Consider the following 26,988-nt stretch of genomic DNA (forward strand, 5'->3'; position numbering starts at 1 on the left):
TGCCGCACCGACGATGCTGCCCAAGACTTGCTACTCGCCGCCGATCGGGGTGACGTCGCACGTCGCGGGAATGGTCGGTCGATGCGATATTTCGCTGCACCTGCGCCAAGTTGCTCTGAACCAAGGGGCGCATCAATGACGGGTGCAGATGATTATCCTTTCATCGCCGCGCGGACGTCCCTGTCTTCGAGCGTTTGGTCAAGCGTCATCCGAGTTCGTTCGATGATGCCGTCAATCTCCTCATGCGTGCAGCAAAGCGGCGGCGCATAGCCCAGCACGCCCTGGGCAAAGGCGCGGATGACGAGGCCGTTATCCCATGCGCGGTCGAAGATGCGGCGCGCCGCGTCGGCCTCCGGTGGAAGGGGCGTCTTGCGCTCCTTGTCCGTGACAAGTTCGATGGCGGCCAGCATGCCGCGACCACGGACATCGCCGACAAGCGGATGATCGCCAAGGGAGCGAAGCCCCTCCATCAGGCGGTGCCCGGCCTTGCGTCCGTTCTCCAGCAAGCCATTTTTGTAAAGGTCAAGGCACGCGAGCCCAACCGCCGCACTGACGGGATGTGCAGAATAGGTGTAGCCATGGCCGACGGCCGCCTTGCCGGCCCCGTCCGCGATCGTATTGTAAACGCGGTCCGACATGAACACGGCTCCCATCGGCACATAGCCCGACGTCAGTCCCTTTGCGGTGGTCATGAAATCCGGCACGACATCGTCTTCTTCGCAGGCGAAAAGAGGCCCGACACGACCAAAGCCAGTGATGACCTCATCGGCAACGAACAGAATATCGTTCTCCTTGCAAACCGCGTGCATGGCTTTCAGCCAGGACGGTGGTGGCACGAGAACGCCCCCTGACCCCTGAATTGGCTCGACATAGAAAGCCGCAACCCGACCTGCGCCCAGTTCGGCGATCTTCGCTCGCAGGGCCGCGGCCGACGCATCAATGATCGCCTGGGGATGGGAGCCGACAGGATTGCGATAGGCATAGTGCGACGGAATTTTGTGTTGCCAGCTGTAAGGCACCCCAAAGCCCGCATGAAAGGCGGGCAATGCTGTCAAACCGGCCCCCGCCGTCGAGGATCCATGATAGCCTTGCTCCACAGAGATGAACTGGTCCTTCTGCGGGATGCCCTTGGCGTGATAGTAGTACCGAATGAAGCGGATCGTGCTGTCGACCGCATCGGAACCACCGAGTGTGAAATAGACATGGTTCAGATCGCCGGGCGCCAGTTCAGCCAGTCTGGCGGCGAGACGAATGGCCGGCTCGGAGCCCAACCCGAAATAGCCTGTCGCATAGGGCAGTTCGCGGAGTTGCCTCGTTGCTGCTTCAACGATGCTGTCTTGTCCGTACCCGGCATTGACACACCACAGGCCAGCAAACCCGTCGAGCAACTGATGTCCCGAGGCATCGGTCAGGGTCGCGCCCTTCGCTGATTTTATCACCCGCACGCCCAACGCCTCATGGCTGCGATACGATGAGACCGGGTGAATCAGATGCGCGCGGTCCAACTCGATCAGCGAATTGCTCAACATTTTCATTCTCCAAATCAACCCGAAGAGCAAAGTACGATATCGAGGACGGCAGTTGCTCCCAAGCAGCGTCCGGACCAAAGGAGTTGTCACTTTCGTTGGTGATCGATGCCGCATCTTATGCCGGAGCAGGTCCGCCGCGTCGCGGTGCTGCTCAATTCGAAAGGTTGCCCGGCGCAACTCTCTGCCAAAGCTTTGATCCGATACGACACAATCTGCTTCCGGCTCCAGCGAAAGCGGCGCTTTATCTTACGAGATGCTCGTTATGATGCTGTCGTACCGGCGCAGTGCCGAGAGGATTGGAGGATTCCACGCCATGACGAAGTTCCGACCGAAATACATCACTTTCGATTGCTACGGCACGCTGACGAATTTCGACATGGCCGGCGCGGCAAGGAGAGTCTACGGCTCCCAGCTTTCCCCCACGGCGATGGCAAGTTTCATCAAGGATTTCTCAGCCTATCGCCTGGACGAGGTTCTTGGCGCATGGAAGCCCTACTCCGAGGTCGTGTACAATTCGCTGGAGCGCGCCTGCAAACGCAATGGGGTGGCATTTCGGCCGGAGCATGCCCAGCGCATCAATGACGAGGTTCCCACATGGGGTCCACATCCCGACGTTCCGGCAGGCCTCGCCCGGGTTGCGAAAGAGATCCCGCTGGTCATCCTGTCGAACTCCATGAAGAACCTCATCATGTCGAACGTGGAGAAGCTCGGCGCCCCCTTCCACATGGTGATCACGGCCGAGGAGACTGGCGCCTACAAACCGCACATGAAGGGCTTTGAGTACATGCTGGACAAGCTGGGCTGCGGTCCGGAAGACATAACTCACGTCTCATCCTCCTTCCGCTACGACCTGATGACGGCCTATGACATGGGCATAAAGAGCAAGGTATGGGTGAACCGCGGTCATGAACCCGCGAACCCCTTCTATCAGTACACCGAGGTCGATGACATCGGCGGGCTCGCCGCGGCAGTCGGTTTGGAGCCGCTTCGAAAGAGCGCGTGAACGCGTATCCTTCTCGGGCCCTTTCGCGGCACTTCAGACCTTCGAAAACTTCAATAGAGACCGATGCGTGATGAATAAAGGGGGCGGTTCCAGCCGCCCCCTTCTCCGTGTTTCGGTTAGTCATCCGATCGACATTGCGTTACTTCGCGGTTGAGGCATCATCCTATTTATCGCGCGGACCCGCCCCGCCTCGAAATCGAAAACCCCTTCGATTCCTTTCCCGGAACTGGGAAGCGGCCCCTCATTCCAACCCGCCGACATGAAGTGTTTTGATCTCGATATATTCTTCTATCCCGAGTTGGGATCCCTCGCGACCTAGTCCCGACTGCTTTACGCCGCCGAAAGGCGCAACCTCGGTTGAGATCAGGCCGGTGTTCAAGCCCACCATTCCGAACTCCAGCGCGTCGGCAACACGCCATGAGCGCTTGAGGTTCTCCGTGTAGAAATAGGCAGCAAGGCCGAATGGCGTGCCGTTTGCGATCGCAATCGCTTCGTCCTCGGTCTTGAAGCGGAAAAGCGGAGCGACCGGTCCGAAGGTCTCTTCTGAAGCCAAGAGCATCTCGGTCGTTGCGTCACCGAGCACGACGGGACGGGCATATTGCCGACCTTCCGGCATACCTTCACTCTGCGAGATGATCCTCGCGCCTTTATCCAAGGCGTCTGAGACGTGTCGCTTGATCTTCTCTATCGCCGCGCCATTGATCATCGGCCCGATTGCGACCCCTTCTTCCGTGCCGGCGCCGACCTTCATATTCGCTACCCGGCTGGCGAGTTTTTCTGCAAAAGCGTCGTAAACACCTGATTGTACGAGGATGCGATTGCAGCAGACGCAAGTCTGTCCACCATTGCGGAACTTCGACGCAATCGCGCCCTCCACCGCCAGGTCGACGTCGGCGTCGTCAAAGACGATGAAGGGCGCATTACCGCCGAGTTCAAGACTGAGCTTCTTGATGTTGTCGGCGGCGCCTTTCATCAGCAACGCGCCTACGCGAGTCGATCCGGTAAACGAGATCTTGCGCACGGCTTCGTTGGCCATCAGCTCATTGCCGATTTCCGCGGGCATGCCCGTCACGATATTGATGACGCCCGCCGGAATCCCTGCCCGCTCCGCCAGAACGCCGATCGCGAGCGCCGAAAAAGGCGTGAGTTCAGATGGCTTGATGACCACGGTGCAGCCCGCAGCCAGCGCTGGGGCCACCTTGCGCGTAATCATGGCGTTAGGGAAATTCCAGGGGGTGATAATCCCGCAGACACCTACCGCCTCTTTCAGCACCAGAATGCGGCGGTCGGCAGTGGGTGAAGGGATAGTCGATCCATTGATCCTGCGTGCCTCTTCCGCAAACCATTTTACGAAGGATGCCCCATAGCGGATCTCTCCGAGCGATTCGGCGAGCGGCTTGCCCTGTTCCAGCGTCAGCAAAAGCGCCAGATCTTGCTCATGTTGCCGCATGAGCTCATGCCATCGCTCCAAGAGCGCTGCACGCTCAGCATGAGGCTTTTTCTTCCAGTGCTTGAAAGCATCGGCCGCAGCGTCAATTGCAGCCCAGGTCTCGTCGCGGCCCATATCGGGAATGGTGCCGAGAACCTGCTGCCTGGCAGGATCGATGACATCGACGGTCGATTTCGCGTTCGCATCCCGCCAGTTGCCGCCGATCAACGCCTGCTGGCGAAACAGATCCTTGTCCTTCAATGCGATCATCTTCTTTTCCCTTCGGGGCCAATCCCGCCGTTACTGCGATGCGTAGTCGCTTCTTGTCCTTGCCCACGAGCGAGTCTGCTCGACGTGAGTTCGACGAGCACTGTTGGATTTGCGATTAGTGAAATAGAATCGTCTTGTCCGAGCAGCACAGGATCGACCGCCGCATTTTCCATCGAGAATGAACTGCCTGACGGCGGTGGATCGGGTCAGGCTCTGCTTGGAAAGTCGATTGTTCTGGCGGGCCATTTATTTGGACCGCTCTGGGCATTGTGCTCAGTCATAAGCGCAGACGTAGATCTTTCGCACGGTCTCGATCGTGCGCCAGACACCGACAAACCCCGGTTTCATCACAAAGCTGTCGCCGGCGCGGTAAGTCTTCGTCTCACCATCCTTTTCCTCAATCTCGATGAGACCCGAGATGATGTGGCAAAACTCGTAGGTTGTGCCCTTGATGGAATGGGTCTCGCCGGGCGTTGCTTCCCAGACCCCGGTTAGCACCTTCTCGCCTTTCGAAGCGTCCTGCGCCCAGGTCTTGAAGGATGGATTGCCCGAAATGAGTCGCTCCGGATCAGGCAAGGCGTTCTTTGGTGCGAAGTCCGGATTGGTGTCGATTGTAATCAGAAGTGACATGACATTGTTTCCTGGTTAGTAGCCGCGCGTTCGATCGACAAGGCCGATCGGATTCTTCCCCGCGCGGTGGCGCCGGATGTTTTCTATGACGGATAGTGCGGCCGTATGCGGCTGCGTAACGGAGGCGATATGCGGCGTTATCATCACCTTCGGGTGTGACCAGAGCGCATGGCCTTCCGGCAGCGGCTCGGGGTCGGTGACATCGAGCATGGCTCCTGCAAGGCGGCCGCCGTCGAGCGCCTCAATGAGTGCGGTCTGGTCAAGCTGCGGGCCGCGGCCAACATGCAGCAGTCGCGCTCCCATCGGCAAGAACGAGAAGAGCCTTGCGTTCAGAATGCCACGGGTTTGCTCCGTCAGCGGCAGGAGACAGACCAGAATATCCGTCTCCATCAGAAAGCCGGCAAGCTGATCTTCGCCGTGAAAGCAGGTGACCCCCTCGACCACCTTTCTGCGGCTCCATGCGGCAAGAGGAAATCCAAAGGGTTTGAGACGATGGATTGCTGCTTGCGCCAGCATCCCGAGGCCCAGGAAACCCACACGACGTTCGGTCGCCTGCGAACTGGTAAGGGCTTGCCATACGCCCCTGCTCTGCTGCTCCCGATATGCGAGCATCTCGCGATGGAGCGCCAGCACGCCAAGGACGACGTATTCTTGCATCATGCGTATGATGCCATCCTCGACCATGCGAACCACTTTCACATGGTCGGGTATGATCTCCGGCTTGAACTGATCAACCCCTGCACCGATGGAAAAGAGCACCTCCAGACTGCGATAGCGCGAGACATCGCCCGGCACGTTCCAGGTCAGGAGGTATCTCACCTTGTCGGGGTCGATATTTTCACTACAGTGGTAGAATTCCAGATCGGGGAGCTCGCGCGCAAAGATCTGGCGGAAAACTGCCCCTCTTGCGGCATCCGAATTGAAAAGAAACCCCATCGACGAACCCTTCGTGTCACACGGCGAGGCGCGCGCCGAGATGCTCGATCATTTGTTGGCACGCAGCGAGTTCGCCGGTCTCGATGTACTCACAGAAGCGATGGACATGACATCGCCGGGATCGCAAATGATGGTGTCGGTGCCGGCCTGCTGATGAAGTCCAGCCGCGGCATTGAGCCCCAAAACAGGGAACGCGGCGAGCCTCGCGCGGATTTCTTCAACGTTCATGGGCCCCACTCTGCCAACGCAGTTCGCTGGATATCGACAGCGTAACCGCAAGCAGGAGCTTTCCCTGCCGAATTGCGTTGCGCTATAGGCCGAAGATTTCGAAGACTTGCCCAAAACAGGTGAAACCTGCTGCCTTTCCGTGCAATGCTGCGGCAAACACGTCTGCTGCCATAATCCGGCAGCAGGATTAGAAGGCCCGACAAGCCATAGACTTTGGCATTCCGCGAAGGGACGGATGAATGGGACGATCGGTACGCCTGAAGTCCTTCGAACTAGTCGCGCGGGACATTCGCGAAGTTGATGTGAAGCTGCTCCACGCTCTCTCGATTGCGGTTGGCTGGCCGCATCGGCCCAAGGACTGGAATTTCCTGCGCCGCGCCGGTCAGGGCATCGTCGCTGTTGACGGCATCGGGCGCGTTTTCGGAAGCGCGATGTGGTTCCCGCACGGACCCGAATTCGCCACCATCGGCCTGGTAATCACATCGCCGCGCACCCAAGCACAAGGTAGTGGCCGATGGCTCATGGAACAGGTGTTCGAACGGTGCGGCGATCGAAATTTGAGCCTGAACTCGACCGATGCCGCCTATCATCTTTATCTTTCGCTGGGCTTCAGCAAGGAAGCGGTCGTGTATCAGTGGCAAGGAGAGGTCGTATCATCCCTCCCTGCGGTGCCAGTTCTGGACGGTGAACTGAGGTCGCTGTCAGCCGAAAATCTTCAGGAGATCGCAGCGCTCGATGAGCGTGCGTTCGGAACAAACCGCCAGAAGCTGCTTGCATTGCTTTCGGAAGGTGCGTCAATCTGCGTTCTGAGCCGCGGCGACGAGATCGTCGGCTACTCCATGAAGCGCGAGTTCGGGCGCGGTCACGTGATCGGCCCCATCGTCGCCAGCAATGACTGTGACGCGATCCATCTCACGGCCGTGCATCTCAAGGAACTCACGGGACGGTTCGCCCGCGTCGATACGCGCGAGCAGACGGGTCTATTTGCTGACTATCTTCAGCAGAGCCGCCTCGGGATAAGCGAGACGGTCATAACTATGTCCAAGGGACGGCGATTCCTGAACCGAAAGGAAAACGAGCCGTGGGTTTACGGATTGGCCGGTCACGCGTTGAGCTGAAGCTGACGTCTGCCCAGGCCCAGGTCGTCTACCAGGTGTGAGGCTCAAGCTCCCATGAAGGGTAAAGTCGCGGAACTCTGGCGCTATCCGGTGAGCTCCATGGCAGGCGAACAGCTCGCCGTTGCGAGCGTCGAGGCAGGCGGGATTGCCGGCGACCGGATCTGGGGAGTGCTCGATGCAGCAACCGGCCGCATCGCCTCCCCTGGACGGGAAAAGCACTTCATCAGCGTGCCGCGCGCGCATGCCAAGATCGCTGATGGTGGCGTCGCCGTTTCGGTCGATGGCAGGAGTTGGGCTGACCCAGAAGACGCCTCGATGCGGGACGCCTTGTCGACGACCTTCGGCTTCAAGCCGATGCTGAAGCCGTTCGACCCCATCGGATCGGGCGGTTTCCGTCCTCGCTACGAGCACGCGCCGATCCATCTCTTGACCACGGCTGCACTGCGCAGCCTTGGCCGAGAATTGCCCGACAGCGTCATCGACACGCGCCGCTTCCGTCCGAACATTCTTGTCGACTGGCAAGATGAGGACGAGGCGATGCCTGAAAAAGACTGGATCGGCCGGGAGATCAGAATCGGAGAGGTCGTGTTGCGGGGCAAGAAGCCCTACGGACGCTGCGGCTTCATCACGATCGAGCAGGATCGCTTGCCGCTGGACGTCGAAATCCTGCGCAGAGTGGTCAAGCATCACGGTCGTGATTTCGGGATTTATTGCGACGTCGTGTTTCCCGGTCACGTGACAGCCGGCGCGGTGGTCACCGTTGCGTAAACTCCAGTCTAGCTAGTAGTAGCGCAATGCGTTCTCCGATATCCACCCTTATGATCCATCACGACAGACACTTAGCATGTAGATGCCAAGCCCGTTTATCCCGATCAGGGCGTAGGGATCTTCCACTCCTTGTTCGCGCAGCCATTTGATTTGCAGGTCATAGGCCTGGCGTTCGTAAGCGGCAATACAAGGCAGGTCCATGTTGTTGGACCTCTGCACGTGATGCACCAGTTCGTGCAGCAGGGCGCTCTTCTGCCGTAGATCATCAGGGCGCCATGCCTGCGGCAGGTAAATTACACCTTCGGTGCGATTATAGAGCGCCTGCAACTCCAGCCCGCTATTATCCGGCGCGCCATATCGCATCGCCATTTCCGTTGGGGTTACGAGATGGATCGGCGGATGATCGGGAGCCGACAAACCAGTCTGGGCAATAATCCATGCAATGTAGGTGGCGATCAGACTATTCAAAGCGCGTCCTCATTTTGGAAACTGCATTTCGGTGGAGCCACGTACGAAGATCCTCGTTGCGGCGGCGGCGTTGAGCGTCTCGCCAAATCTCGACCGAGCACGACTGTTCGGCTCGCCTTGCATGCTTCACTCCTGGTGTCCTTGCGTGTCTGTCGCAGAGGGTCGCGACGCGTCGAGGACGGTGGCGCCGATGACATGAGCAATACCAAATCCGATCAGGATCAAGGCTATCAGCCAGCGTCCTCCCATCGTTCGAGCTCCTCCGGCACTGATCGCCTGGATCAACGCGTTCCGATGCATCCGCCGAGGGTGGCGGACAGGGAGTTGACATCTCCGGAGGTGAGATCGTCCGATCAACCACCATTGGAAAAGCCGAATGTCATGTCGTGGAAATTCTCCACCGGAAGATTTTTGATCTGACGGTGCATCTCAGAGACGTCGATGCTCACGCGTTTGGTGGAGTCGATGTCCGCCGCAACAGTTGGAGTGGAGAAGAAAACCAGCTTCAAGCCGAATCCAACCACGATGCCCGTCACGATAGGGATAGCGGAATTGCGCATAAGTTCTCCGATTTGTGCGACCGGAATGTCCCGGCACGACGTCACGTGAAACCAATTGAGGTCTGTCGCCGTCGTGGCCGGCGCTAGCCAGGCGTCACGCAGGCGTTGCTTGCTCGACGGTCGCGATCAGGTGCCGGTGTCGATGGATGACGTGCGCCGCCCTAAGGCGCCTCGAATAATGAAGAGCGTTCAGGAAGGCCGCAAAAATCGATCTGAACCTGGCTGCGAGACCGCAATTGGTAGCGAAAGGAAATTCCGTCGGATTGTCGGCGGCTCCAATGAAATTGCGCCGTTGAAGTGGCATCGCTTGCTCCTGGCATTGTGGCTTCGTGCTGCACGGTTGTGTCGTACTCGTATGCATCTTACGGGCGATTTTCGGTCGCAATGTTCGGCACCCGCTGGCGTGACAGCACTTGAAGCCTGCCGCCGTCGTCATCGGCGTTAGCCTGGCGTGACCGTGGCGTTAAATTTGCTCGGCAGACCGTGAAACGTGTAATATCTGCCCTGGAAGGGCATCACTGTGCGAATTTCGCGTGCGCCAATGGACGGCGCTTCGTCTCCGATATTTCATCTTTCATTGCTGGGCGGCTTCGAGCTGACCGGACCGTTGGGCGTTGTCGATCTGCCGAGCAAGAAGCTTGCCGGCTTGTTGGCCTATCTGGCCTGCAACGCGCCGCGTCCGCAGTCGCGTGAGAAGCTGTCGGCGCTGCTGTGGGGCTCCCATTTCGACGCCCAGGCCAAGCAGAACCTGCGCCAGGCCCTGTTCCGGCTGCGCAAGGTGCTCGGCGAGGATGCTCTCGAAAGCGACGGCGAGGTCGTATCGCTGAATCCGGCGGCCGTTCGATGCGACGTCGGCTGGTTCGAGGCCCTGGTCCGTGACGGCAGCCGTGACGCGTTGAGCGCGGCCGCCGATCTCTACCGGGGCCGGTTGATCGACGACGTTACCGTAGGCGAAGAGCGCTGGAACGAATGGCTGACTGCTGAGCGTGAGAGATTGCTTGAACTCGCCCTTGGCGCCATGGTGGGGCTTGGCGAACAGGAGCTGGCCGCCGGCCGCGCCGAACAGGCTCTGAAGGCCGGCCAGCGCGCCATCGTACTCAACGACATGCGCGAAGACGCCCATCGGCTGATCGTTCGGGCGCTGGCCGCCACGGGACGCAAGGCCGAGGCGCTCAAGCATTACCAGGACCTCGTTGCACTGCTCAGGCGCGAGCTGAACACCGAGCCCGATGCGGCGACCAGGTCGCTCGTCGCCGGGTTACGCAGCACGCAATCGGCAAGCGGATCGCCCGCCGTCAGGGAGATCGCCAATCCCCCGCTGCCGGCGGTGACGGAGCTGCCTATTGCCGATATGAGGGACAACCCCGAGCAGGAGATCGGCGCCGAGAGCGCCATACCGCTGAGCAATTCGCCATCGGCTGCGGCGGCGTTTGGCTCGGGCAGTTCCGAGCGACGACAGCTCACGATCATGGCGTGCAACATCGTCGATTCGATGGCTCTCTCGGCACGTCTCGACCCCGAGCACATGCGGGAACTGGTCACGGCTTTCCACGAGGCGATCGACGATGTGGTGTCGCGCTTCGATGGATTTGTCGCCCAGTATCTCGGTGATGGCGCGCTGGTCTATTTCGGCTACCCTGCGGCCGATGAGCATGACACGGAGCAGGCCGTGCGCGCCGGCCTTGCGATCCTGGACACCGTCCGCACGCTAAAGGCTGGTTCCGGCGTACCCCTTCAGGCGCGTATCGGCATCGCCACCGGATTGGTCGTCGTCGGCGAGCAGCTCGGGACTGGCGATATCGCAAAGCGCGTTGCGATCGGCGGGACGCCGAACCTGGCGGCGAGGCTGCAGGCCGCGGCACCGCCGGGCGAGGTCGTTATTGCGGCCAGCACGTGGCGGCTGGTCGGGCGGATGTTCGACTGCCACGCCTTGGCGGCGATCGACATGGAGGGCCTGCCGCAGCCGGTCGAGGCGTGGCAGGTGCGCGGCGAAGCCGCCGGCGTCAGCCGCTTCGAGGCGCGTCGCTCCCGTGCGCAGTCCGCACTGGTCGGCCGGCAGGAGGAGATCGAGCTGCTGCTGCGCCGCTGGGATCAGGCCAAGCTCGGCGAAGGGCGGGTCGTGCTGCTCTCCGGAGAGCCCGGCATCGGCAAGTCGCGGATTTCTGAAACCCTGCTGGTCAGGCTCGAGGGCGAGCCGCATGCTCGACTTCGCTATTTCTGTTCTCCACACCATACGCAGAGCCCGCTCTACCCGTTGATTACGCAGCTCGAGCAGGCTGCGGGATTTGAGCCAGGCAGCGACCCCAGCGCGAAGTTCGACAAATTGGAGGCCCTGCTCAGGCCGACGGCGAAAAACCTGCGCCGCGACGTGGCGCTGATCGCCGAACTGTTGGGGGTGCCAGCGGACGAGCGCTATCCGGCCCCGGAGGTCGGCCCGCAGCAGAAGCGGGAGATGACCCTCACCGCGATTCTCGATCAACTCGTCGGCGCCGCGGCGCAGGGCGCCGTGCTGATCCTCGTCGAGGACGCCCACTGGATTGATCCGACATCACAGGATTTGCTCGAACGGATGGTTGCCCGTGCCGCCGGCCTGCCGGTACTGCTGGTAGTCACGGGGCGGCCGGAGCTTCGGCCGAACTGGGTCGGTGAACCGCATGTGTCGATGCTGCCCTTGAACCGCCTCGGCCGTCGCGACAGCGCCGGCATCATTGCCGGCGTCGCCAGGGACAAGGCGCTGCCCGACGCGGTCGTCGATCAGGTCCTCGCGCGCGCAGATGGCGTGCCGCTGTTCATCGAGGAACTGACCAGCGCGCTGATCGAGAGCGGCGTCCTGCGCGAGACCGACGAGGGCTATGCGCTCGACGGGCCGCTGCCGGAACTCGCCATTCCAGCGACGCTGCAGGCATCGCTGGTGGCGCGCCTCGATCGCCTCGCCGCGGTCAAGGACGTGGCGCAGATCGGCGCCGCTATCGGAAGGGAGTTCTCCCACGAGATGATCGCCGCGGTGTCAGCCATGACCCCGATCGATCTCGACGCGGCGCTCGAGCGGCTGACGGCATCTGGTCTCATCTTTCGCAGCGGTTCGCCTCCGATAGCAACTTACTCGTTCAAACATGCACTGGTGCAGGACGCCGCCTACGCCACCTTGGTCAAGAACCGGCGGCAGTTGTTGCACGCGCGCATTGTTAAGGCGCTGGAAGACCGGCTCCCCGAAACTGCCGTGTCGCAACCGGAAATTCTGGCGCATCATTGCGCGGAAGCGCTCCTCGTCGAGCCGGCCATCGGATATTGGCAAAAGGCTGGTGAACGCGCGCTACGGGGCGCAGCCATGATCGAGGCGGTCAAGCACTTGACGCACGGGATGAACCTGATTCCGAGATTGCCTGCCGGTCCCGCGCGTGATCGCAAAGAGCTAGGAGTTTGCTTGGCGCTCGCGCGAGCCACTTATTCGGTTAAAGGGCCCTGTGAGGAAACGTTACGACTGTTCTCCCGCGCCCGTGATCTGCTCGATGAGAGCGCCACTCTGGACGAGCGGATGAGCGCTTTGACAGGCCTTTGGCGCGTCGAATCCAACAGGGGACGCCACGTTGCCGCACGCGAGTTGGCCCGGCAGTCTGTTGCGGCGGTCGTGCACTGTCAAAGCGACGAGATGCTGGGTCGCGCAAATCTAAGTACGGGCGTAACGCTGTGTTGGATGGGGATGTTCGCCGAAGCGCGACGCTGCCTGGAGCAGGCGATCGATCAATACGCAGTCGGTCGTGAGCCCACGACGAATGTTACCTTGTTTGGTGCGGGTAACGCACAGTCGATCCTTGGACTGACGCTTTGGCCGCTGGGATACCCGGAGCAGGCTCTCCAGGCCTCGGCCCATGGGCTCTCCATAGCTCGCGAAAGCGGACATGCGGCGGCCGTAAGTATCGCCCTGGTTAGCGCCGCGCAGTTGGAGGCAGCAGTGGCGAGCTGTTCAGAGGCCGCCCACGTCGACGAAGCCGTCGCTCACTGCGCCAAGCACTACAAGGCGTACGAACCTTGGGCGCGGTTCTATTCTGGCATCCTAATGTCTCGCCGAGGCGATCCACGAGACGGGATTGAGGTCATGCAAGCGGCCAAGACAGCCGAGAGAGAATTTGACGTCAAGCTGGGCGCGGCGATGCGTCTTGGGCATCTGGCTACCGCTCACGCAAGCGTCGGAGCATTGGATGGCTCGCTCGACTTGCTCGACCAGGCAATCATGATGGTAGAGAAGACACAGGAACGACTGTTCGAGGCTGAGCTCCATCGCCGGCGCGGTGAAGTGCTCCTTGAGCTGGGGATGACGGGAGACGGTGAGTCGGCGCTGTTGCGGGCGTTAGTGGTCGCGCGTAACCAGCATGCGCGCATGTGGGAACTCCGCGCCGCCACGAGCTTGGCACGCCTATGGGATAAGCGAGGCCGCCGCGCCGAAGCGCGTGAACTGCTGGCCCCCGTCTATAGTTGGTTTACCGAAGGCTTCGATATGCGCGATCTCATAGAGGCCAAAGTGCTGCTCGGCGATTTGGCGTAGGCTCAACTGGACAATCTCCACGACAGTACTCGGTATGCCATGTCGAGGTCGATGGACTCCGCATGAGTGCGGTCGGGCCCATCTGGTGCTCAGGTAATAGGATGACGCTGCCGTTGGAAGGGTCGATGCAAATCGGATGTCGCTCTGTGGTGAATATGCGAGGGGCGAGCACACACAGTGCGCCAAGCTGATCATAAAGACCCTCGGTCGCGCCTGGATTTTTCGCTGTTACTTGCTCTTCGATTAATCGGAATAAAATCTTGCAAAGGGCCCCTTATCCCTCAGGCCGGCCAGGAAACCTGGCGGACTCTTCGCCTGCTCGCATGTTTCCAACGGAATAAGAATTGTGTTCAAAAACGAATTGATCGTTAAGCCGGCGGCTTTTGGGTCGCTGCGAAAATTGAACTCGCCGGTCTTGAATGCTCCACCAACGACTAAGAGATGGCCGACCTTCCTCATATCGTCCGGGCTCCGCTGAACAGCTTTGGCGATGTTCGTCAGCGGGCCTGTCGCAAGGATCGTCAAAGACGGTCCAAACTGGTTCGCGGCTGACAGGATGAAATCGACGGCATTGTCCGGACTCAATGGCCCCATGTCGGGTAAATTCTGCAGGATTGAACTCGGTTGCGCGGGAGAAGGAAGTTTTCCACTCCATGGTGACATCGATTGACTCGGAGCCGGAATAGACCTTGAGCGAAGGTTTGCCGCAATATGCGGTCAGGCGTCTCGCGTTCTCTGTGCTTTGACTGAGTGTGCCATTGCCGTATACCGTGGTTACGCCGATTACATTGGGACCGCCGATCTTAGCGAGCAAAAGGACCAGCGCGAGTGCGTCGTCCCAGCCCGGATCGCAATCGATCAATACTGCGGAAAGATTGATTTCAGGCTCATTGATAAGCATAAGCGGCTTTCCAGGCAAGACTGAAACAGGGGTTACATGCGGTGCGCGCATGGTAGCGCCCAAGTCAGCGAAACTTGGAACCAAGTCAACTGCGAAGTCAAACCCAAGAGCGTGAGCGGATTGGCCATCGGTGTGCTCTCATGAGGCTGAGTTGAACAGGACGTGATCCTGCCGATTGGATCGGATGCCTGCGTCATATGCCGCGACGCGCGCAGCTCCTGGACACCAACTTCCACCGTACGTGGGTGTCAGTAGCGCAATTAAGTCAAGGCGCGGCGCTGAGCCGTGCCGGGCATCCGATGGCGGGATCGCGATTGAGTCTCAACGCGCCATCAGCGAATTGGCTAATCATGTGCTCGATACCTGCTTCGCGCCTGCTCGCGACCTGCCGTGGAACGAGCCGCACCGGCACCGCGGAGGGCGTTACCGAGACCGTGGCCGAAAAGGTCACGGCGACGTCGGACATCGGGACCAGTTCGAACTCGCGAAGCACCGCGCTCAGGAAGTATGTCAGCAGGTACTCCGCCTGGTGGCGCCCGATGCAGTGACGTGCTCCCGCGCCAAACGGCATGGCACTCGCGATGGACTCTGCGGGCCGCTCGCCGGTTGGTCCCGCGGCGAAACGGCACGGGTTGAACAGGCGCGCGTCCGCGAAGCATGCCTCGTTCAGGCCCACAGCCGTCTTAATCCACATCACGTTCGTCTTGGCCGGGATATTGACGCCCTCCACCTCCATTGACCGGGTCTCGGAGATCTTCGAGCTGAACGGAACAGGCGGAAAGAGGCGCATCGTTTCGTGGAGGATGTTCAGCACGAAGGGGTCCCCTGCACTCTTGCCCGCATCTCCGGCCCGAAGCACCCGGGCCCGGGCCTCGCCCTGCACATCCGGGTTGCGAGAAAGCAGATTGAGCGCCTGGGCCATCGTGTAGCTCATGGCGTCGGTGCCGCCCGCGACGAGCGAGATCAACTCCTCGACGCACTCCTCGTGACTCCAACTGGCCTTGCCGCCTGACGGATCGAGCTTCAGGTTGACGAGCCTTCCCAGCGCATCCTCCCGCGGCCCTTCGCCCTCTCCCGGCTTCAAACGCCGTTGCAGCCGTCGCTCCAACGCAGCCTCAAGATGGTCGAAGAGGTAACGATACGCGATTCTCGCCCGGCTTGCCCGGACCGGGAAGAGCCATCGCACGAAGAAAGAATGAAACGCCCGAAAGCTGATCGCTTCCTCGAGCTCTCCGACCGCCGCCAAATACACCGAGAGGTCGGTCCGCGACTCCCACTCCTCGCCGCAGAGGAAAGAGCCCAGGCTATTGGCGCTCCAGTGATGCAGGTCCGCCTTAAGGCTGTCATGCCGCGTGTTGCCGGATCGCCAGGTCCGAAGGTAGAGCGTCGAAACCTCCTCCAGACGGCAAGCGCCCTGCTGTACCGCCTTCGGCGTAAAGTGCGGGTTCATCTGCTGCCGATGCGCCGTGTGCCTCTCCCCCCGCTTCAGTCCCATCAAGCTTCGGGGAAGCACGGTGTTGTCGGCGACCCGGTTCGAATCCATGTCCTTCTGCCCGAGTTCCTTCGGCGCCACGGAAAGCGAAACGAACGGCGTGTTGCCCCACGCCATGTGGACCCTCACGACCGGGCCGTACAACCGATGCAGCTCCACCAGCGCCCGATCGCGGGCGCCATGTTCGTGGAGCAGCAGAGATCTGAGACTACCCAGGAAGAACGAAGGCTTCGGACCGGGAATGTGGGCGTATCGCCGAAACTCGCGCCACCGGAGAGCCACACAAAGAGCCAGCAGCCCAAATGGCGCCAGCGCTGCGAAGAACCAGGGTTGGCGAAAGGACAAGCCGGCCGCGATGGCTAAACCGGAGGCAACGAGCACGATGGCAACTGCGAAGCCATAGATGAATTCGTATGACTTCAGAAGGCCTACCGTGTTCTTCATTGCCGGGTCGCCGCAGCGAAGAAGCGCTTCAAGCCGATTCCGGCCGGAAGAATGGTCACGACAGCGACAGTGTGATGCGGGCGCATGATCGTCGTCCGATTTTTGAGACGGGATATCCGTCACATCGTCGGGCGACATCACTCGAAGCCTGTCGTTGCCGGCGTTAGCCCGGCGTGACAGCGGCGTTACTTTTTGCCCGGAAAACCGGGAAAAGTGCAGAACCCGCCTTCTGAGCATTCTTTCTGATTGAAGGCGCCAGAACTCGATCCACCACCGCCGGCGCAAGGCCGCGACGTCGGCAGATCGATTGTGGCGCGATCGATCCGCTCATCGCGCCTCCTACCCTGCCTTTTCACGGGGCATCGGGCAGAAGTAACGCTTCCGTAACACCCGACTAACGTCAGCGACGACGGCGACAGGCTTCAATTGGTGTCACGCAATGATGTGCCGGGACGTCCCGGTCGCAAAATCGGAGTACCACCATGCGCGCCTATCTACAGTTCGAATCAGGCAACGATCATCTGCGCCCCGGTGCGATCTTCAGCCTGCCTGCCACGTGGTGGCAGCGAGTCTGTTTCAGGGCAGAGTTGCGCGCGGATCTCAGAGACAAGCCCGATTTTCTCCGAGATATCGGCATCGGCCTGCACGAAGCGCAAGCCGAAGCTTCACGGTTTTTCTGGGAACCTTTATTGCTGAAGCACCGATAGTTGACCTGCTCGCGCTGGTTGTTGCTAGATATTCTTTGATCTCCCGGTGCACACATCGTGCACACGCGACCTTCTAACCAATTGAAAAAGCTAAACTCTCGTTCCAGTCCATCATCGGGGCGACGGAAAAACGGTAGGTCTCTATATTTCAGTGGTTTATTACTCTCTCAATGGAATGGAACAGCGAACGTGCCCCCTCCAAACTAGACGAAATTGCATGCTGGACGGTCGGTTATACTATTTTCGCGCAAATAGTATAACCGACGAGAAGCCCGTCGCCGGCTTCCTCACGTTGCCCGAAACGATATAAGGCATCACCCAACTTGTCCCCCAACACAAGTCGCGTCACGCCTCAGCGGCGGATAGGCGTGCAATATGCGGGGAGAAGAACTGCCAGGAGGATGTTGATTGCCACGGAGTCGAATTTTCGACACCAGCGCAAGCTCATTTTGCGCCGGGTCAGGAACGAGAACGAAAGACCTAAAATCTCGTCTCAACCCATTTGGCCGGCGATCCCGGCAAATGCGTTCATTCGCTCGACATAGCCGGCCTTGTCCTTCACCAGCTTAGGCCTGCAATTCGGATCGAACGAGATAGTCACCGCTCCGCGTCCATCCTTGAGTAAGGCGAGCGCCTGGCGCGCCCCGTGTTCATCCGTAGGGGTCGTCGATCCGACATGGATTGCTTCGATCTTGTCGAAGGGGATGGAGCTCTGCCGATAGGTCCAGTGTCGGGACGCCGTCGGCTCGTCATAGAACGCATACTGCGGCTCGCCCCCCCACGTGACGGACGAACGCAAGCGTCGTCTGATTCTCGCTGCGCGTCGCATAGCGAAGGTCAACCCCGGAACCAAGCGCGTGGTCGGCAATGATGCGTCCGAAAAGATCGGTCGAAATGCCGCCCACGAACCCCGCCGGCGCGCCGAGGCGAGCCATGCCGGCGGTGTTGAGACAGGAGCCACCGGCAACCGGAACGCTCGCATCGCGTCCGTCAGTGGATGTGACGGGAAGGAAATCAACCAACGCATCTCCGCAAGTCAGCAGCATGGCTCAGCTTTTCGTTTCAAACCCGGCGATCGATGACGTCCCCTGCATGGTCGCGCGGCTCTCCCGATCGAAGGTTCGCATTAGTCCATGAACCTTTCGCTTGCTGCGATGGAAGTCCGTCATTGCGGACGCGGTCGGCTCGCTCAGCCGGCCGATCGCCGACATCGCGGCCATGGCCTCACCGATCGATCCGCGGGATTTGGCCGCCACCGCGCCCAGCATGGCCGCACCCAGCAGGACGGGCTCCGGTGTTTCCGGCACCGCAACGGCCAGGCCCGTCGTATCCGCCATGATCTGGCGGACCAGCGGGCTTCGTCCCGCGCCGCCGCTGATCACCATCATGTCGCTGTCGACGCCGAGCGCCCGAAAAGCATCGACCACATCCGCCAAGCCATAGGCAAGGCCGCAGAGCCCAGCCACGAACAGCCGCTCCATCGAACCAATATCGGCGTCGAGATCCATCCCGGCAACGACCGCGCGGGAATAAGGATCGGCGAAGGGTGACCGGTTGCAGAGAAATTCGGGCAGAACGTGGATGTCACGGGCGAACATTGCCGCCTCGCCCAAGCTTGCCACGCGCGAGACGACGCGCCGTTCGAGAAATTCCGGGATCTCCATGCCGACCGCACGCGCCGCTGCAATGGCCTCGCCATGGGCAGGATGCGACTTGACGAGTTGATCGATCGCCGCTCCTGCAGCGGACTGTCCGCCCTCGTTGAGCCAGAAGTCCGGCACCATCCCCGAATAATAGGGGACACCTCACGCTACGGCGTCAAGATCGTGATGTCCGGCCCGCTCGTTTCCGACGATGGTCAGACCATGATCGGGAGCCTGTTCCTGATCGAGGCGCCGAGCCGCGCCGAAGTCGAAGCCTTCAACGGCGCCGATCCCTTTGCCGCGGCGAGCATCTGGGAGAAGGTGTCGATCACCGGATTCAGTCGTCGCCAGGGTTGAGCGCGAGCGGATCGAACTGGACGATGCAGCTGGTGTTGGCTGGGAAAGTGCCGGCAATCCTCCTTTGTCCACCTGCACGACCTTGGCCCGACCGTTTACCCGAATTTGAGGGCGCCTTCACAGCGAAACGCAAGACGGACTTTGGCTACGCCGTTTTTGCCGTCCTGCGGCGAGTTGTCGAACGCATCGCATACCAATCAACGGTCGCTTCGAACCAGGAATAGTCGTTCATCCGTCGTGTATACAACCCACCGGCTACCGCGCCCAAAGCTACGCTTTCTCTCGCCGGTTCGTCGTGACGGCCTTCCCAGCCCCTCCCGGCACGAACCCGTGCAGGAACAATTCGACCGCCATATCAGCGAACTCCTGCGGACCGATCCCACCCTTGGGGTCGTACCAGGTGTAGGTGTAGTTGATGATGCCGAACAGGATCATCGTGTAGATCTTCTTGGTGCGCCTGACGATCCTCCCCTCGGCGTCGAGCCTGACCAGCAGATCGGTGACGATATCGACCAGCTGCCGCTCGAGATCCTTGATGGCCTGCTGTTCGTCCTCGTTCAGGAACGAGAGATCGTGAATCAGTACGCGCTGCTCATGCGGCGATTTGGCGTTGACCTCGACGATGGCGCGAATGACGTTTTGAAACTGCGTCAGCGTCGGACCGCCGGCGGCAACGGCGGTTTCGACATGCTGGATCATTTCCCGGATATGCGCGTCCAGGATCGCGAACAGGATCGCTTCCTTGGAGTCGAAATAATGATAGAGCGCGCCGCGCGACAGCTTGCAGGCATCGGCAAGGTCGGCGATCGAGGCGCGCATATAGCCCTGCGCCGAAAACAGCCGGGCGGCATTGGTTAAAATGCCGAGATGGATGCCGTCGTAGTTCTCAGAGCGTGTTCGCGCCATCGGATATTGTCCGCTTCCATTCAGCTTTAGCTCGTATTCCCAAGGACATGCTTAGCTGATTCAGCAGCCCTTTTTCACATCTCGATGCATCGGCCGGGCCTGCAAGGGCCTGCGGCCGATCGACCACATCCCCCTTATCGCAAAAAATTATTTGAACGGCCAGTCGGATTATAATAGAATGATCCAAATCAAGGACAGCCCGGATCAAACCGTGCAGCGGTTTTGGGAGGTGGAATGACGGTCGTTCGGGCGAATGCTGTCGTGATCGGGGCTGGTGCCGGCGGGCTTTGCGCCGCGGCTCGCCTTTCCCATGCCGGGCTTCATACAATCGTCGTCGATGACAAGGATCGGATCGGCGGGCGGGCTTCGACCGAACAGATCGACGGCTTCACCATCAATATCGGCGCTATCGCCATCGAACTCGGCGGGGTATTCGAGGAGACCTTTAATACCGTCGGTGCGCCACTCGATATCCGCACCCCCGAGCCCGCCAGTTCCTTCTTCATCGACGGCAAGCTGATCGATGTCGGACGCGGCGGCTGGTCGCTGCTGCTGGGGCAACTGACAAAACAGGCATCGCGCATTCTGGAGAAATTCGCCGACGCCCGCTCCGGCAACCTTCCGGACGGTCGGCAATCGACCGAGGACTGGCTCAAGACCTACACCAGCAACGCCTCAGTGCACGCGATCTTTCGCAATCTTTGCGCGGCGATCTTCGCCTGCAATGCAGCCGAACTGCCGGCGCGCGCCTTCCTGACCTATTTCACCAGCAAGGGCGCTTTCAAGCGCTTTGGCTTCTGCCCGCAGGGCACGATCGGCGTCTGGAACGCACTCGGAACTGCGATCAAGCGCAATGGCGATATCTGGCTGTCGACCCCGGCGGTGCAGATCCATACGGCCGACGGCCGCGTTGAAGGCGTCACGGTTGTTCGCGGCGGTCAAAGGGTGCGGATCGAGACCGATCTCGTCATCAGCAATGCAGGCCCGAAGGCCACGCTCGCGCTTGGCGGCGAGGCCGCCTTCCCGCCCGCCTATGTCCAGCAGGTGCGCAGCGGCTTAAGGCCCGCCGCCAATATCGTTATCAATATCGCAAGCCGGGAGCCGCTGATCTCCCATCCCGGTATCGTGACCTTCGGCAAGACCCGTCGTCTCTGCAACATGGCCAATCTCACCGCGACCTGCCCCGAACTCGCACCACCGGGCTGGCATCTCTACGTCGCCTACGCCGTGCCAATCCCGGCGCTCGGTGATTTCGATTCCGACGCCGAAGTCGAGCTGGCGCTGATGGATTTGCGCGAGCAATTCCCGAATTTTGCGCAGGCCAACATCCTCTCGATCCGCGTCATGCGCGACGATTGGCCGGCCCAGCGCAGCTGCGCCGGATACGATCTGCCGCGCGAGACCGGCATCGACGGCCTGTGGTGCGTCGGCGACGCCGTCAAGCAGTATGGCAATGGCGGCACGCAAGCCTGCGCCGAGACCGCAAAACTCGTCACCGATGCGATCCTGGCGCAGCGGCCGCGCCTGCCACAATCGAGTCGGGTGTGAGCGCGATGCCAACGACGATTCCGGCAAAAGTCGATCTTGGGGGCGTTCACGCAGCACCCGATCCATCATGTCTGCTCGAATTCCGCAACGTCCGCATCGTCTACGACAACGCCATCGAGGCGATCCGCGACGTCAGCATTGCCGTTCCCGAAGGCGGCATCGTCGCCCTGCTCGGCTCCAATGGCGCCGGCAAGTCGACCTTGCTGAAGGCGATGTCGGGGATCCTCTACACCGAGGAAGGCGTGATCGAGAACGGCGCCATCCGATTCCGTAGCGAGGAAGTGCATCGTCTGCCGCCCGATGAACTTGTCCGGCGCGGCATCGTTCAGGTTCCGGAGGGTCGCCGGGTGTTTCCGGCGTTGACCATCGACGAAAACCTGCAGATGGGCGGCTACACCAGGACGACAGCCGAAGCACGCGAGCGGCGCGAGAAAGTGTTCGCGCTGTTCCCGCGCCTGTACGAACGGCGCGACCAGATCGCGGGCTACATGTCCGGCGGCGAGCAGCAGATGCTGGCGATCGGCCGCGCCTTGATGACCGATCCCGTGCTGCTCGCGCTCGATGAGCCCTCGCTTGGGCTGGCGCCGCTGATCATCGACCGCATCTATGAGGTGATCGCCAAACTGCGCGACGAGATGAAGATGACAGTGCTGCTGGTCGAGCAGAACGCGCAGCGGGCGCTCGATATCGCCGACTACGCCTATATCCTGGAGACTGGCCGCGTCGTGCTCGACGGCACGGCGCAGAAGCTGGCGTCGAACGAGGACGTGCAGGAATTCTATCTCGGCGTCTCCAATTCGGGGCGCAAGAGCCTCCGCGACGTCAAGCATTACAAGCGGCGCAAACGGTGGCTGTCGTGACCTCCCTGCTCAGTGTCAAAAACCTCAGCAAGCGTTTTGGCGGCCTGCAAGCGGTTGCCGATGTCAGTCTCGACGTGACATCAGGCGAAATCTGCAGCGTGATAGGCCCGAACGGTGCCGGCAAGACCACGCTGTTCAACATGATCTCCGGCGTGCTGCGGCCGAGCGGCGGCCACATCCTGTTCGACGGCGTCGATCTTGCGACCGTCTCGCCGTCGCGCTTCGCCGCGATCGGGATCGGCCGCACCTTTCAGAACCTTGCGCTGTTCAAGCACGGCACCGTGGTCGAGAACATCCTGACCGGCCGTCACACCCATCTGCGCTCCAACGTGCTCGATGCCGTGTTCTTCCTCGGCCGCACCCGGCGCGAGGAGATCGAAGCTCGGCAGCGGGTCGAGCACATCGTTGAATTCCTCGAAATCGAGCACATCCGCGACGCCATTGTCGGCACGCTGTCCTACGGCCAGCAGAAACGTGTCGAACTGGCGCGGGCGCTGGCCTGCGAGCCGAAACTGCTGCTGCTCGACGAAATGGTCTCGGGCATGAACCAGGAGGAGACCGAGGACATCGCGCGCTTTGTGCTCGATATCCGCGACGATCTCGGCATCACCGTGTTGATGATCGAGCACGAGATGCGGATCGTGATGGATATTTCCGACCGCGTGCATGTGCTGAATTTCGGACGCAAGATCGCCGAAGGTACGCCCGCCGAAGTGCGGCGCGATCCGGCGGTGACCGAGGCCTATCTCGGCGGGCATCGCGCGGAAGCCGCAGCACAGGCGGGCGCGTGATGTCTGTGATCGAAACCCTGCGAACCGAGCACTCCGCGACGCCATCAGATGCAGCGCGAACGTCGTCCGCGCACGACGCCGGCTCGTTGCGGACTGCGCTGAAGTCCGCCTCGATCACCATTCCGCAATTGCTGCGCCAGCGCGCCGCGATGCATGGCGCCCAGCTCGCGCTGCGCGAAAAGGAATACGGCATCTGGAATCCCTATTCCTGGAACCATTATTACGAGACCGCGCGTTCGGTGGCCCTCGGGCTGCTCGCGCTCGGGATCAAGCCGGGCGACCGCGTCGCGATCGCCGGCGAGAACACGCCGGAATGGTTTTACGCCGATCTCGGCGTCCAGATGATCGGCGCGGTCGCGGTCGGAATCTATCCGACCAATCCGTGGGTCGAGCTGCAATACATCGTCCGTCACTCAGGTGCGCGGGTGGTCATTACGGGTGATCAGGAACAGACCGACAAGGTGCTGGACGCGCTGGCCAACAATGACGGCCTGCCGGCGCTCGAAGCCGTGGTTTGCGTTGACATGAAGGGCCTCCGGCAATACCGGCAATCGCAGCTGATGTCGTTCGAAGCCCTGTGCCAGCGCGGCCGGGCTTATGCGCTGGGAAACCCCGACGCCAATGCGGTGCTCGATCGCCTGATTTCGCAGTCCTCGCCCGACGACGTCTCCATCCTGGTCTATACGTCGGGCACGACAGGCCCGCCCAAGGGCGCGATGCTGACGCACCGCAATCTGGTCTATGCCGCCTACATCTACGCCGAAGCCGTCGGGATATCAGACAAGCCGTTCGAGGCGGTGAGCTACCTGCCGCTGTGCCATGTGGCCGAGCGTTGCTATGGCGAGGTGACACATCTGGTGCTCGGCGGCGCCGTCAGCTTTGCGGAATCGATCGACACCGTCGCACTCAATATCCGCGAGATCGCGCCGACGTTCTTTGTGGGCGTTCCCCGCATTTACGAAAAGCTGCAGCAGGGCTTTCTGTTCCGGCTCGGCGAGAGCGGCCGGCTGCGCCAGCGCTTTGTCAAAGCCTGCCTGGCCTGGGGTCGCAAACTGTCGGACCGCCGGCAGGCCGGGACCACTACATGGCTCGATCGCCTCAGCTATGCGCTGCTTTACGTCCTGCTGTTCCGCAACATCCAGCGCCATCTCGGCTTTGCCCGCAGCCGCCATCGTCTGTGCGCCGGCGCGTCGATCTCGCCGGAGACGCTACGCTTCTTCGACATCGTCGGCCGCCCGGTGTCGCAGGGCTATGGACTGACCGAAAGCGGCGGCGTCGCTTTCATCCAGACCGGGAGCCATCACCGGCTCGGCGGCTGCGGCCTGCCCCTGCTCCACACCGAATGGAAACTCGACAGCGACGGCGAGATCCTGCTGCGCAATCCCGGCGTCTTCAAAGGCTATTTCCTCGACGAGAAGGCCTCTACCGCGACGCTCGATTCCGCCGGTTGGCTGCGCACCGGCGACATCGTCGAGGTCATGGACAATGGCGAGATTACCGTGGTCGACCGCAAGAAGGCGATCATCATCACCGCCGGCGGCAAGAACATCGCACCTTCAGAGATCGAGAACGCGCTGAAGGACAGCGAGTTCATCAAGGAAGCGATCGTGGTCGGCGAGGCCAAAAAATATCTCGGCGCCATCATCCAGGTCGATTTCGACAATGTCGGCCGCTGGGCCCGCGACAAGGCGTTGGCCTACACCAACTACAAATCGCTGTCGCATCTGACAGAGGTGCATGACCTGGTCGAGCGTATCGTCAACGAGACCAACAAGCGCTTCGCACGCGTCGAGAATATTCGCCGCTTCGCCATCCTGGAGAAAGAACTCGATCATGACGACGGCGAACTCACCGCCACGCAGAAGGTGCGCCGCGCCATGATCGAGAAAAAGTTCGCGCGCGAACTCGCCATCATCTACCAGGCGGAGGTCTGATGCAGTACTTCATGCAGCTCCTGATATCCGGCCTGGCGATCGGCGCCATCTATGGCCTGATCGCGATGGGCTTTGCAGTGATCTACAAGTCAACCGGCCTGGTCAATTTCGCGCAGGGCGAAATGACCATGATCACGGCCTATATCGCCTGGACCATCTCGACCACGGTCAGCGGCAATGTGTTTGTCGTGGCGCTCGGCGCGATCGTTGCCGCCGTCGTGCTCGGCCTCGTCATCGAGCGCGTGGTGATGCGGCCGATGCTGGGCGAACCGGTCTTTGCCACCGTCATGGTGACCATCGGCCTGGCCGTGATCCTTCGCTCGTCGATCAACTTCATCTGGGACGCCTATCCGCATGGCCTGGATGTCGGTTTCGGACGCACCATCGTGCGGATCGGCTCGATCGGCGTGCGGACCGGGCAGATTGCCGTCATCGCCACGCTCCTCCTGCTGCTCGCCGCAATATGGGCGTTCTTCCGCTACAGCAAGATCGGCGTCGCGATGCGCGCCGTCGCCGCAGATGACCGCACCGCGCTCCTGATGGGTATCAGCGCGACCCGGGTCCATGCGCTGGCCTGGGCCGCCTCGTCCGTCATCGCCGGAATCGGCGGCGTGTTCTTTGCGCTGTCTTATGACCTGTCGCCGGCGATGTTCCAACTCGGGCTGAAGGCGTTTCCGGCCACTATCCTCGGCGGTCTCGACGCCGTGCTTGGATCCGGTCTCGGCGGCCTCCTGATCGGCATCACCGAGAATCTCGCCGGCGGCTACCTCGGCTCCGGCATGAAGGAAGTCGCCGGCTTTGCGATGATCATCGTGGTGCTGATGATCCGCCCGTTCGGCATCTTCGGCGAACGCGACATCGAGAGGGTTTGAGATGCGGACCGGCGATTTCAAACAGACCTACGACGAACTCGTTACCCTCGTCGACTCCCCGCCGGTGTGGCTGTGGTCGGCGCTACTGGTTGCAGGCCTGGTCGTCACCCCCTTTGTGCTGAACTCCTATGCGCTGTCGTTCCTGATGATCATCCTGATCACGGTGGTCGGCGCATTGGGGCTGAACATCCTGACCGGGTATACCGGCCTGATCTCGCTCGGCCATGTCGGTTTCCTCGTCACCGGCGCCTATGCTTACGCAATCCTGGTTTCCAAATATCACATGCATCCACTGCTCGGTTTCCTCGGCGCCGGCGTGGTGCCGGCGCTCGCCAGCCTCATCGTCGGCGCGCCGTCACTGCGGCTGAAGGGGCTCTATCTCGCGATCACCACCCTCGCCTTCTCCTTCATCATCAACACCGTGATCCTGGAAGCGCGGTGGCTGACCAACGGCGCCCGCGGCATTTCGGTGCAACGGCCGGAGATTTTTGGCCTCAGCTTCGACAGCGACGCCGCATTCACCTATCTCTGCCTTGGCTTTGCAATTCTCACACTGTTCGCCACGCTCAACATCCGCCGCAGTCGCGTCGGCCGCGCCTTTGTCGCGATCCGCGATAACGACACCGCCGCCCGCGTCATGGGCATCAATCTGCACGCCTACAAGCTGTTCGCCTTCGTCACCTCGGCCTTCATCACCGGCCTCTCGGGCGCGCTGTACGGCATCTATTTGTCGTTTGTCAGCGTCGAAGGCTTTCCGTTCCTGCTCTCGATCGAGGCGCTGGCGATCCTGATCGTCGGCGGGCTCGGCTCGGCGCTCGGCGCCGTACTCGGCACCATCCTGATTGTGCTGTTGCCGGAAGCGACGCGGTTCGCGTTCAGCCTGTTCAGCGCCCAGATGGACGCGATGTTCACGACCGGCGCGCAGGAGCTCAAGAGCATGCTCTACGGCCTCGTCATCATCCTGTTCCTGCGCTTCCAGCCGCGTGGCCTGGTCGGCGCCTGGCACGACATCAGGCGGATGTGGGTGAACTGGCCGCTGCGCTACTAACCG

21 protein-coding genes and 4 pseudogenes are annotated in these 26,988 nt (G+C 61.1%); 12 read left to right on the top strand and 13 right to left on the bottom strand.

Translation table 11 applies throughout. The annotated features are described in order from the left end of the window. Nucleotides 1-152: 152 nt before the first annotated feature. Entirely contained in the window at nucleotides 153-1,529 is a 1,377-nt protein-coding gene (locus tag JQ558_RS25100) for an aspartate aminotransferase family protein (RefSeq protein WP_212208369.1), read from the bottom strand. Between the two features lie 313 nt (nucleotides 1,530-1,842). Here JQ558_RS25100 and JQ558_RS25105 point away from each other — a divergent pair, with 313 nt between their 5' ends. After that, a complete protein-coding gene (locus tag JQ558_RS25105) occupies nucleotides 1,843-2,532 on the top strand; it encodes a haloacid dehalogenase type II (RefSeq protein ID WP_212208368.1) in 690 nt (229 codons plus the stop codon). Between the two features lie 241 nt (nucleotides 2,533-2,773). Here JQ558_RS25105 and JQ558_RS25110 read toward each other — a convergent pair whose 3' ends face one another. The 4 genes from JQ558_RS25110 to JQ558_RS25125 form a co-directional block, all read right to left on the bottom strand. Further along, nucleotides 2,774-4,231, bottom strand: a complete 1,458-nt coding sequence (locus tag JQ558_RS25110; protein ID WP_212208367.1) for an NAD-dependent succinate-semialdehyde dehydrogenase — start codon at nucleotides 4,229-4,231, stop codon at nucleotides 2,774-2,776. A gap of 273 nt (nucleotides 4,232-4,504) precedes the next feature. Then, the gene (locus tag JQ558_RS25115; protein ID WP_211996564.1) at nucleotides 4,505-4,861 is read right to left on the bottom strand and encodes a cupin domain-containing protein; all 357 of its coding nucleotides are present in this window, start codon (nucleotides 4,859-4,861) and stop codon (nucleotides 4,505-4,507) included. A 15-nt stretch (nucleotides 4,862-4,876) separates the two neighbouring features. Beyond that, entirely contained in the window at nucleotides 4,877-5,797 is a 921-nt protein-coding gene (locus tag JQ558_RS25120; RefSeq protein WP_212208366.1) for a glyoxylate/hydroxypyruvate reductase A, read from the bottom strand. Between the two features lie 48 nt (nucleotides 5,798-5,845). Then, the gene (locus tag JQ558_RS25125; RefSeq protein ID WP_409363391.1) at nucleotides 5,846-6,025 is read right to left on the bottom strand and encodes a hypothetical protein; all 180 of its coding nucleotides are present in this window, start codon (nucleotides 6,023-6,025) and stop codon (nucleotides 5,846-5,848) included. A gap of 239 nt (nucleotides 6,026-6,264) precedes the next feature. On the opposite strand from JQ558_RS25125, the gene JQ558_RS25130 reads away from it, so the two are divergent. After that, nucleotides 6,265-7,143 carry a GNAT family N-acetyltransferase gene (locus JQ558_RS25130; protein WP_212208365.1) on the top strand — a complete coding sequence of 293 codons (879 nt, stop codon included), beginning with the start codon at nucleotides 6,265-6,267 and terminating at the stop codon, nucleotides 7,141-7,143. A gap of 54 nt (nucleotides 7,144-7,197) precedes the next feature. Continuing rightward, entirely contained in the window at nucleotides 7,198-7,911 is a 714-nt protein-coding gene (locus JQ558_RS25135; RefSeq protein ID WP_283814190.1) for an MOSC domain-containing protein, read from the top strand. Nucleotides 7,912-7,959: 48 nt separating this feature from the next. Here JQ558_RS25135 and JQ558_RS25140 read toward each other — a convergent pair whose 3' ends face one another. Next, entirely contained in the window at nucleotides 7,960-8,379 is a 420-nt protein-coding gene (locus JQ558_RS25140; RefSeq protein ID WP_212208363.1) for a DUF6647 family protein, read from the bottom strand. A gap of 353 nt (nucleotides 8,380-8,732) precedes the next feature. Further along, nucleotides 8,733-8,939, bottom strand: a complete 207-nt coding sequence (locus JQ558_RS25145; protein WP_212208362.1) for a hypothetical protein — start codon at nucleotides 8,937-8,939, stop codon at nucleotides 8,733-8,735. Nucleotides 8,940-9,480: 541 nt separating this feature from the next. Between JQ558_RS25145 and JQ558_RS25150 the strand changes: the two genes are divergently transcribed. Next, nucleotides 9,481-13,482: a BTAD domain-containing putative transcriptional regulator gene (locus JQ558_RS25150; protein WP_212295486.1), complete on the top strand. Its 4,002-nt coding sequence runs from the start codon at nucleotides 9,481-9,483 to the stop codon at nucleotides 13,480-13,482. 243 nt (nucleotides 13,483-13,725) lie between these two features. On the opposite strand, the gene JQ558_RS38390 is transcribed toward JQ558_RS25150, so the two are convergent. The 3 genes and pseudogenes from JQ558_RS38390 to JQ558_RS25160 form a co-directional block, all read right to left on the bottom strand. Then, entirely contained in the window at nucleotides 13,726-14,145 is a 420-nt protein-coding gene (locus JQ558_RS38390; RefSeq protein WP_409410573.1) for a nucleoside hydrolase, read from the bottom strand. A gap of 16 nt (nucleotides 14,146-14,161) precedes the next feature. After that, a pseudogene (locus JQ558_RS38395) lies at nucleotides 14,162-14,434 on the bottom strand (nucleoside hydrolase); the annotation flags it as partial. 214 nt (nucleotides 14,435-14,648) lie between these two features. Continuing rightward, a complete protein-coding gene (locus JQ558_RS25160) occupies nucleotides 14,649-16,457 on the bottom strand; it encodes a cytochrome P450 (RefSeq protein WP_212295488.1) in 1,809 nt (602 codons plus the stop codon). 344 nt (nucleotides 16,458-16,801) lie between these two features. On the opposite strand from JQ558_RS25160, the gene JQ558_RS25165 reads away from it, so the two are divergent. Next, a complete protein-coding gene (locus tag JQ558_RS25165; RefSeq protein ID WP_212208357.1) occupies nucleotides 16,802-17,026 on the top strand; it encodes a hypothetical protein in 225 nt (74 codons plus the stop codon). A gap of 508 nt (nucleotides 17,027-17,534) precedes the next feature. Here JQ558_RS25165 and JQ558_RS25170 read toward each other — a convergent pair. Together JQ558_RS25170 and JQ558_RS25175 are read right to left on the bottom strand one after the other, a co-directional pair. Beyond that, nucleotides 17,535-18,072, bottom strand: a pseudogene (locus tag JQ558_RS25170) (PfkB family carbohydrate kinase); the annotation flags it as partial. Nucleotides 18,073-18,075: 3 nt separating this feature from the next. Continuing rightward, nucleotides 18,076-18,825: pseudogene (locus JQ558_RS25175) on the bottom strand (FGGY-family carbohydrate kinase); the annotation flags it as partial. Here JQ558_RS25175 and JQ558_RS25180 point away from each other — a divergent pair. Further along, nucleotides 18,823-19,026, top strand: a pseudogene (locus JQ558_RS25180) (YciI family protein); the annotation flags it as partial. The pseudogenes JQ558_RS25175 and JQ558_RS25180 overlap by 3 nt on opposite strands. Before the next feature lie 270 nt (nucleotides 19,027-19,296). On the opposite strand, the gene JQ558_RS25185 reads toward JQ558_RS25180, so the two are convergent. Continuing rightward, nucleotides 19,297-19,932 carry a TetR/AcrR family transcriptional regulator gene (locus JQ558_RS25185; RefSeq protein ID WP_212275145.1) on the bottom strand — a complete coding sequence of 212 codons (636 nt, stop codon included), beginning with the start codon at nucleotides 19,930-19,932 and terminating at the stop codon, nucleotides 19,297-19,299. A gap of 234 nt (nucleotides 19,933-20,166) precedes the next feature. Between JQ558_RS25185 and JQ558_RS25190 the strand changes: the two genes are divergently transcribed. From JQ558_RS25190 to JQ558_RS25215, 6 genes are read left to right on the top strand one after another with little or no spacing between them, the layout of a single operon-like run. Then, the gene (locus JQ558_RS25190; RefSeq protein WP_212295491.1) at nucleotides 20,167-21,480 is read left to right on the top strand and encodes an NAD(P)/FAD-dependent oxidoreductase; all 1,314 of its coding nucleotides are present in this window, start codon (nucleotides 20,167-20,169) and stop codon (nucleotides 21,478-21,480) included. Between the two features lie 5 nt (nucleotides 21,481-21,485). Then, nucleotides 21,486-22,340: an ABC transporter ATP-binding protein gene (locus JQ558_RS25195; RefSeq protein WP_212275143.1), complete on the top strand. Its 855-nt coding sequence runs from the start codon at nucleotides 21,486-21,488 to the stop codon at nucleotides 22,338-22,340. After that, a complete protein-coding gene (locus JQ558_RS25200) occupies nucleotides 22,337-23,131 on the top strand; it encodes an ABC transporter ATP-binding protein (RefSeq protein ID WP_212208341.1) in 795 nt (264 codons plus the stop codon). The genes JQ558_RS25195 and JQ558_RS25200 overlap by 4 nt, the downstream gene beginning before the upstream one ends. After that, complete coding sequence (locus JQ558_RS25205) at nucleotides 23,131-25,065, top strand: long-chain fatty acid--CoA ligase (protein WP_212295492.1); 1,935 nt, start codon at nucleotides 23,131-23,133, stop codon at nucleotides 25,063-25,065. The genes JQ558_RS25200 and JQ558_RS25205 overlap by 1 nt, the downstream gene beginning before the upstream one ends. After that, nucleotides 25,065-25,937: a branched-chain amino acid ABC transporter permease gene (locus JQ558_RS25210; protein ID WP_212275141.1), complete on the top strand. Its 873-nt coding sequence runs from the start codon at nucleotides 25,065-25,067 to the stop codon at nucleotides 25,935-25,937. The genes JQ558_RS25205 and JQ558_RS25210 overlap by 1 nt, the downstream gene beginning before the upstream one ends. 1 nt (nucleotide 25,938) lies before the next feature. Beyond that, nucleotides 25,939-26,985 carry a branched-chain amino acid ABC transporter permease gene (locus JQ558_RS25215; protein WP_212208338.1) on the top strand — a complete coding sequence of 349 codons (1,047 nt, stop codon included), beginning with the start codon at nucleotides 25,939-25,941 and terminating at the stop codon, nucleotides 26,983-26,985. Nucleotides 26,986-26,988 lie beyond the last annotated feature (3 nt).

It is taken from the genome of Bradyrhizobium sp. AUGA SZCCT0160 (genome assembly GCF_018130105.1).
Classification (GTDB): Bacteria; Pseudomonadota; Alphaproteobacteria; order Rhizobiales; family Xanthobacteraceae; genus Bradyrhizobium.

Bases quoted from the DNA above. Each gene is read 5' to 3' on its own strand.
- JQ558_RS25100 (WP_212208369.1), bottom strand. From the start codon at position 1,529: ATGTTGAGCAATTCGCTGATCGAGTTGGACCGCGCGCATCTGATTCAC.
- JQ558_RS25105 (WP_212208368.1), top strand. From the start codon at position 1,843: ATGACGAAGTTCCGACCGAAATACATCACTTTCGATTGCTACGGCACG.
- JQ558_RS25110 (WP_212208367.1), bottom strand. From the start codon at position 4,231: ATGATCGCATTGAAGGACAAGGATCTGTTTCGCCAGCAGGCGTTGATC.
- JQ558_RS25115 (WP_211996564.1), bottom strand. From the start codon at position 4,861: ATGTCACTTCTGATTACAATCGACACCAATCCGGACTTCGCACCAAAG.
- JQ558_RS25120 (WP_212208366.1), bottom strand. From the start codon at position 5,797: ATGGGGTTTCTTTTCAATTCGGATGCCGCAAGAGGGGCAGTTTTCCGC.
- JQ558_RS25125 (WP_409363391.1), bottom strand. From the start codon at position 6,025: ATGAACGTTGAAGAAATCCGCGCGAGGCTCGCCGCGTTCCCTGTTTTG.
- JQ558_RS25130 (WP_212208365.1), top strand. From the start codon at position 6,265: ATGGGACGATCGGTACGCCTGAAGTCCTTCGAACTAGTCGCGCGGGAC.
- JQ558_RS25135 (WP_283814190.1), top strand. From the start codon at position 7,198: ATGAAGGGTAAAGTCGCGGAACTCTGGCGCTATCCGGTGAGCTCCATG.
- JQ558_RS25145 (WP_212208362.1), bottom strand. From the start codon at position 8,939: ATGCGCAATTCCGCTATCCCTATCGTGACGGGCATCGTGGTTGGATTC.
- JQ558_RS25150 (WP_212295486.1), top strand. From the start codon at position 9,481: ATGGACGGCGCTTCGTCTCCGATATTTCATCTTTCATTGCTGGGCGGC.
- JQ558_RS38390 (WP_409410573.1), bottom strand. From the start codon at position 14,145: ATGTCACCATGGAGTGGAAAACTTCCTTCTCCCGCGCAACCGAGTTCA.
- JQ558_RS25160 (WP_212295488.1), bottom strand. From the start codon at position 16,457: ATGTCGCCCGACGATGTGACGGATATCCCGTCTCAAAAATCGGACGAC.
- JQ558_RS25165 (WP_212208357.1), top strand. From the start codon at position 16,802: ATGCGCGCCTATCTACAGTTCGAATCAGGCAACGATCATCTGCGCCCC.
- JQ558_RS25185 (WP_212275145.1), bottom strand. From the start codon at position 19,932: ATGGCGCGAACACGCTCTGAGAACTACGACGGCATCCATCTCGGCATT.
- JQ558_RS25190 (WP_212295491.1), top strand. From the start codon at position 20,167: ATGACGGTCGTTCGGGCGAATGCTGTCGTGATCGGGGCTGGTGCCGGC.
- JQ558_RS25195 (WP_212275143.1), top strand. From the start codon at position 21,486: ATGCCAACGACGATTCCGGCAAAAGTCGATCTTGGGGGCGTTCACGCA.
- JQ558_RS25205 (WP_212295492.1), top strand. From the start codon at position 23,131: ATGTCTGTGATCGAAACCCTGCGAACCGAGCACTCCGCGACGCCATCA.
- JQ558_RS25210 (WP_212275141.1), top strand. From the start codon at position 25,065: ATGCAGTACTTCATGCAGCTCCTGATATCCGGCCTGGCGATCGGCGCC.
- JQ558_RS25215 (WP_212208338.1), top strand. From the start codon at position 25,939: ATGCGGACCGGCGATTTCAAACAGACCTACGACGAACTCGTTACCCTC.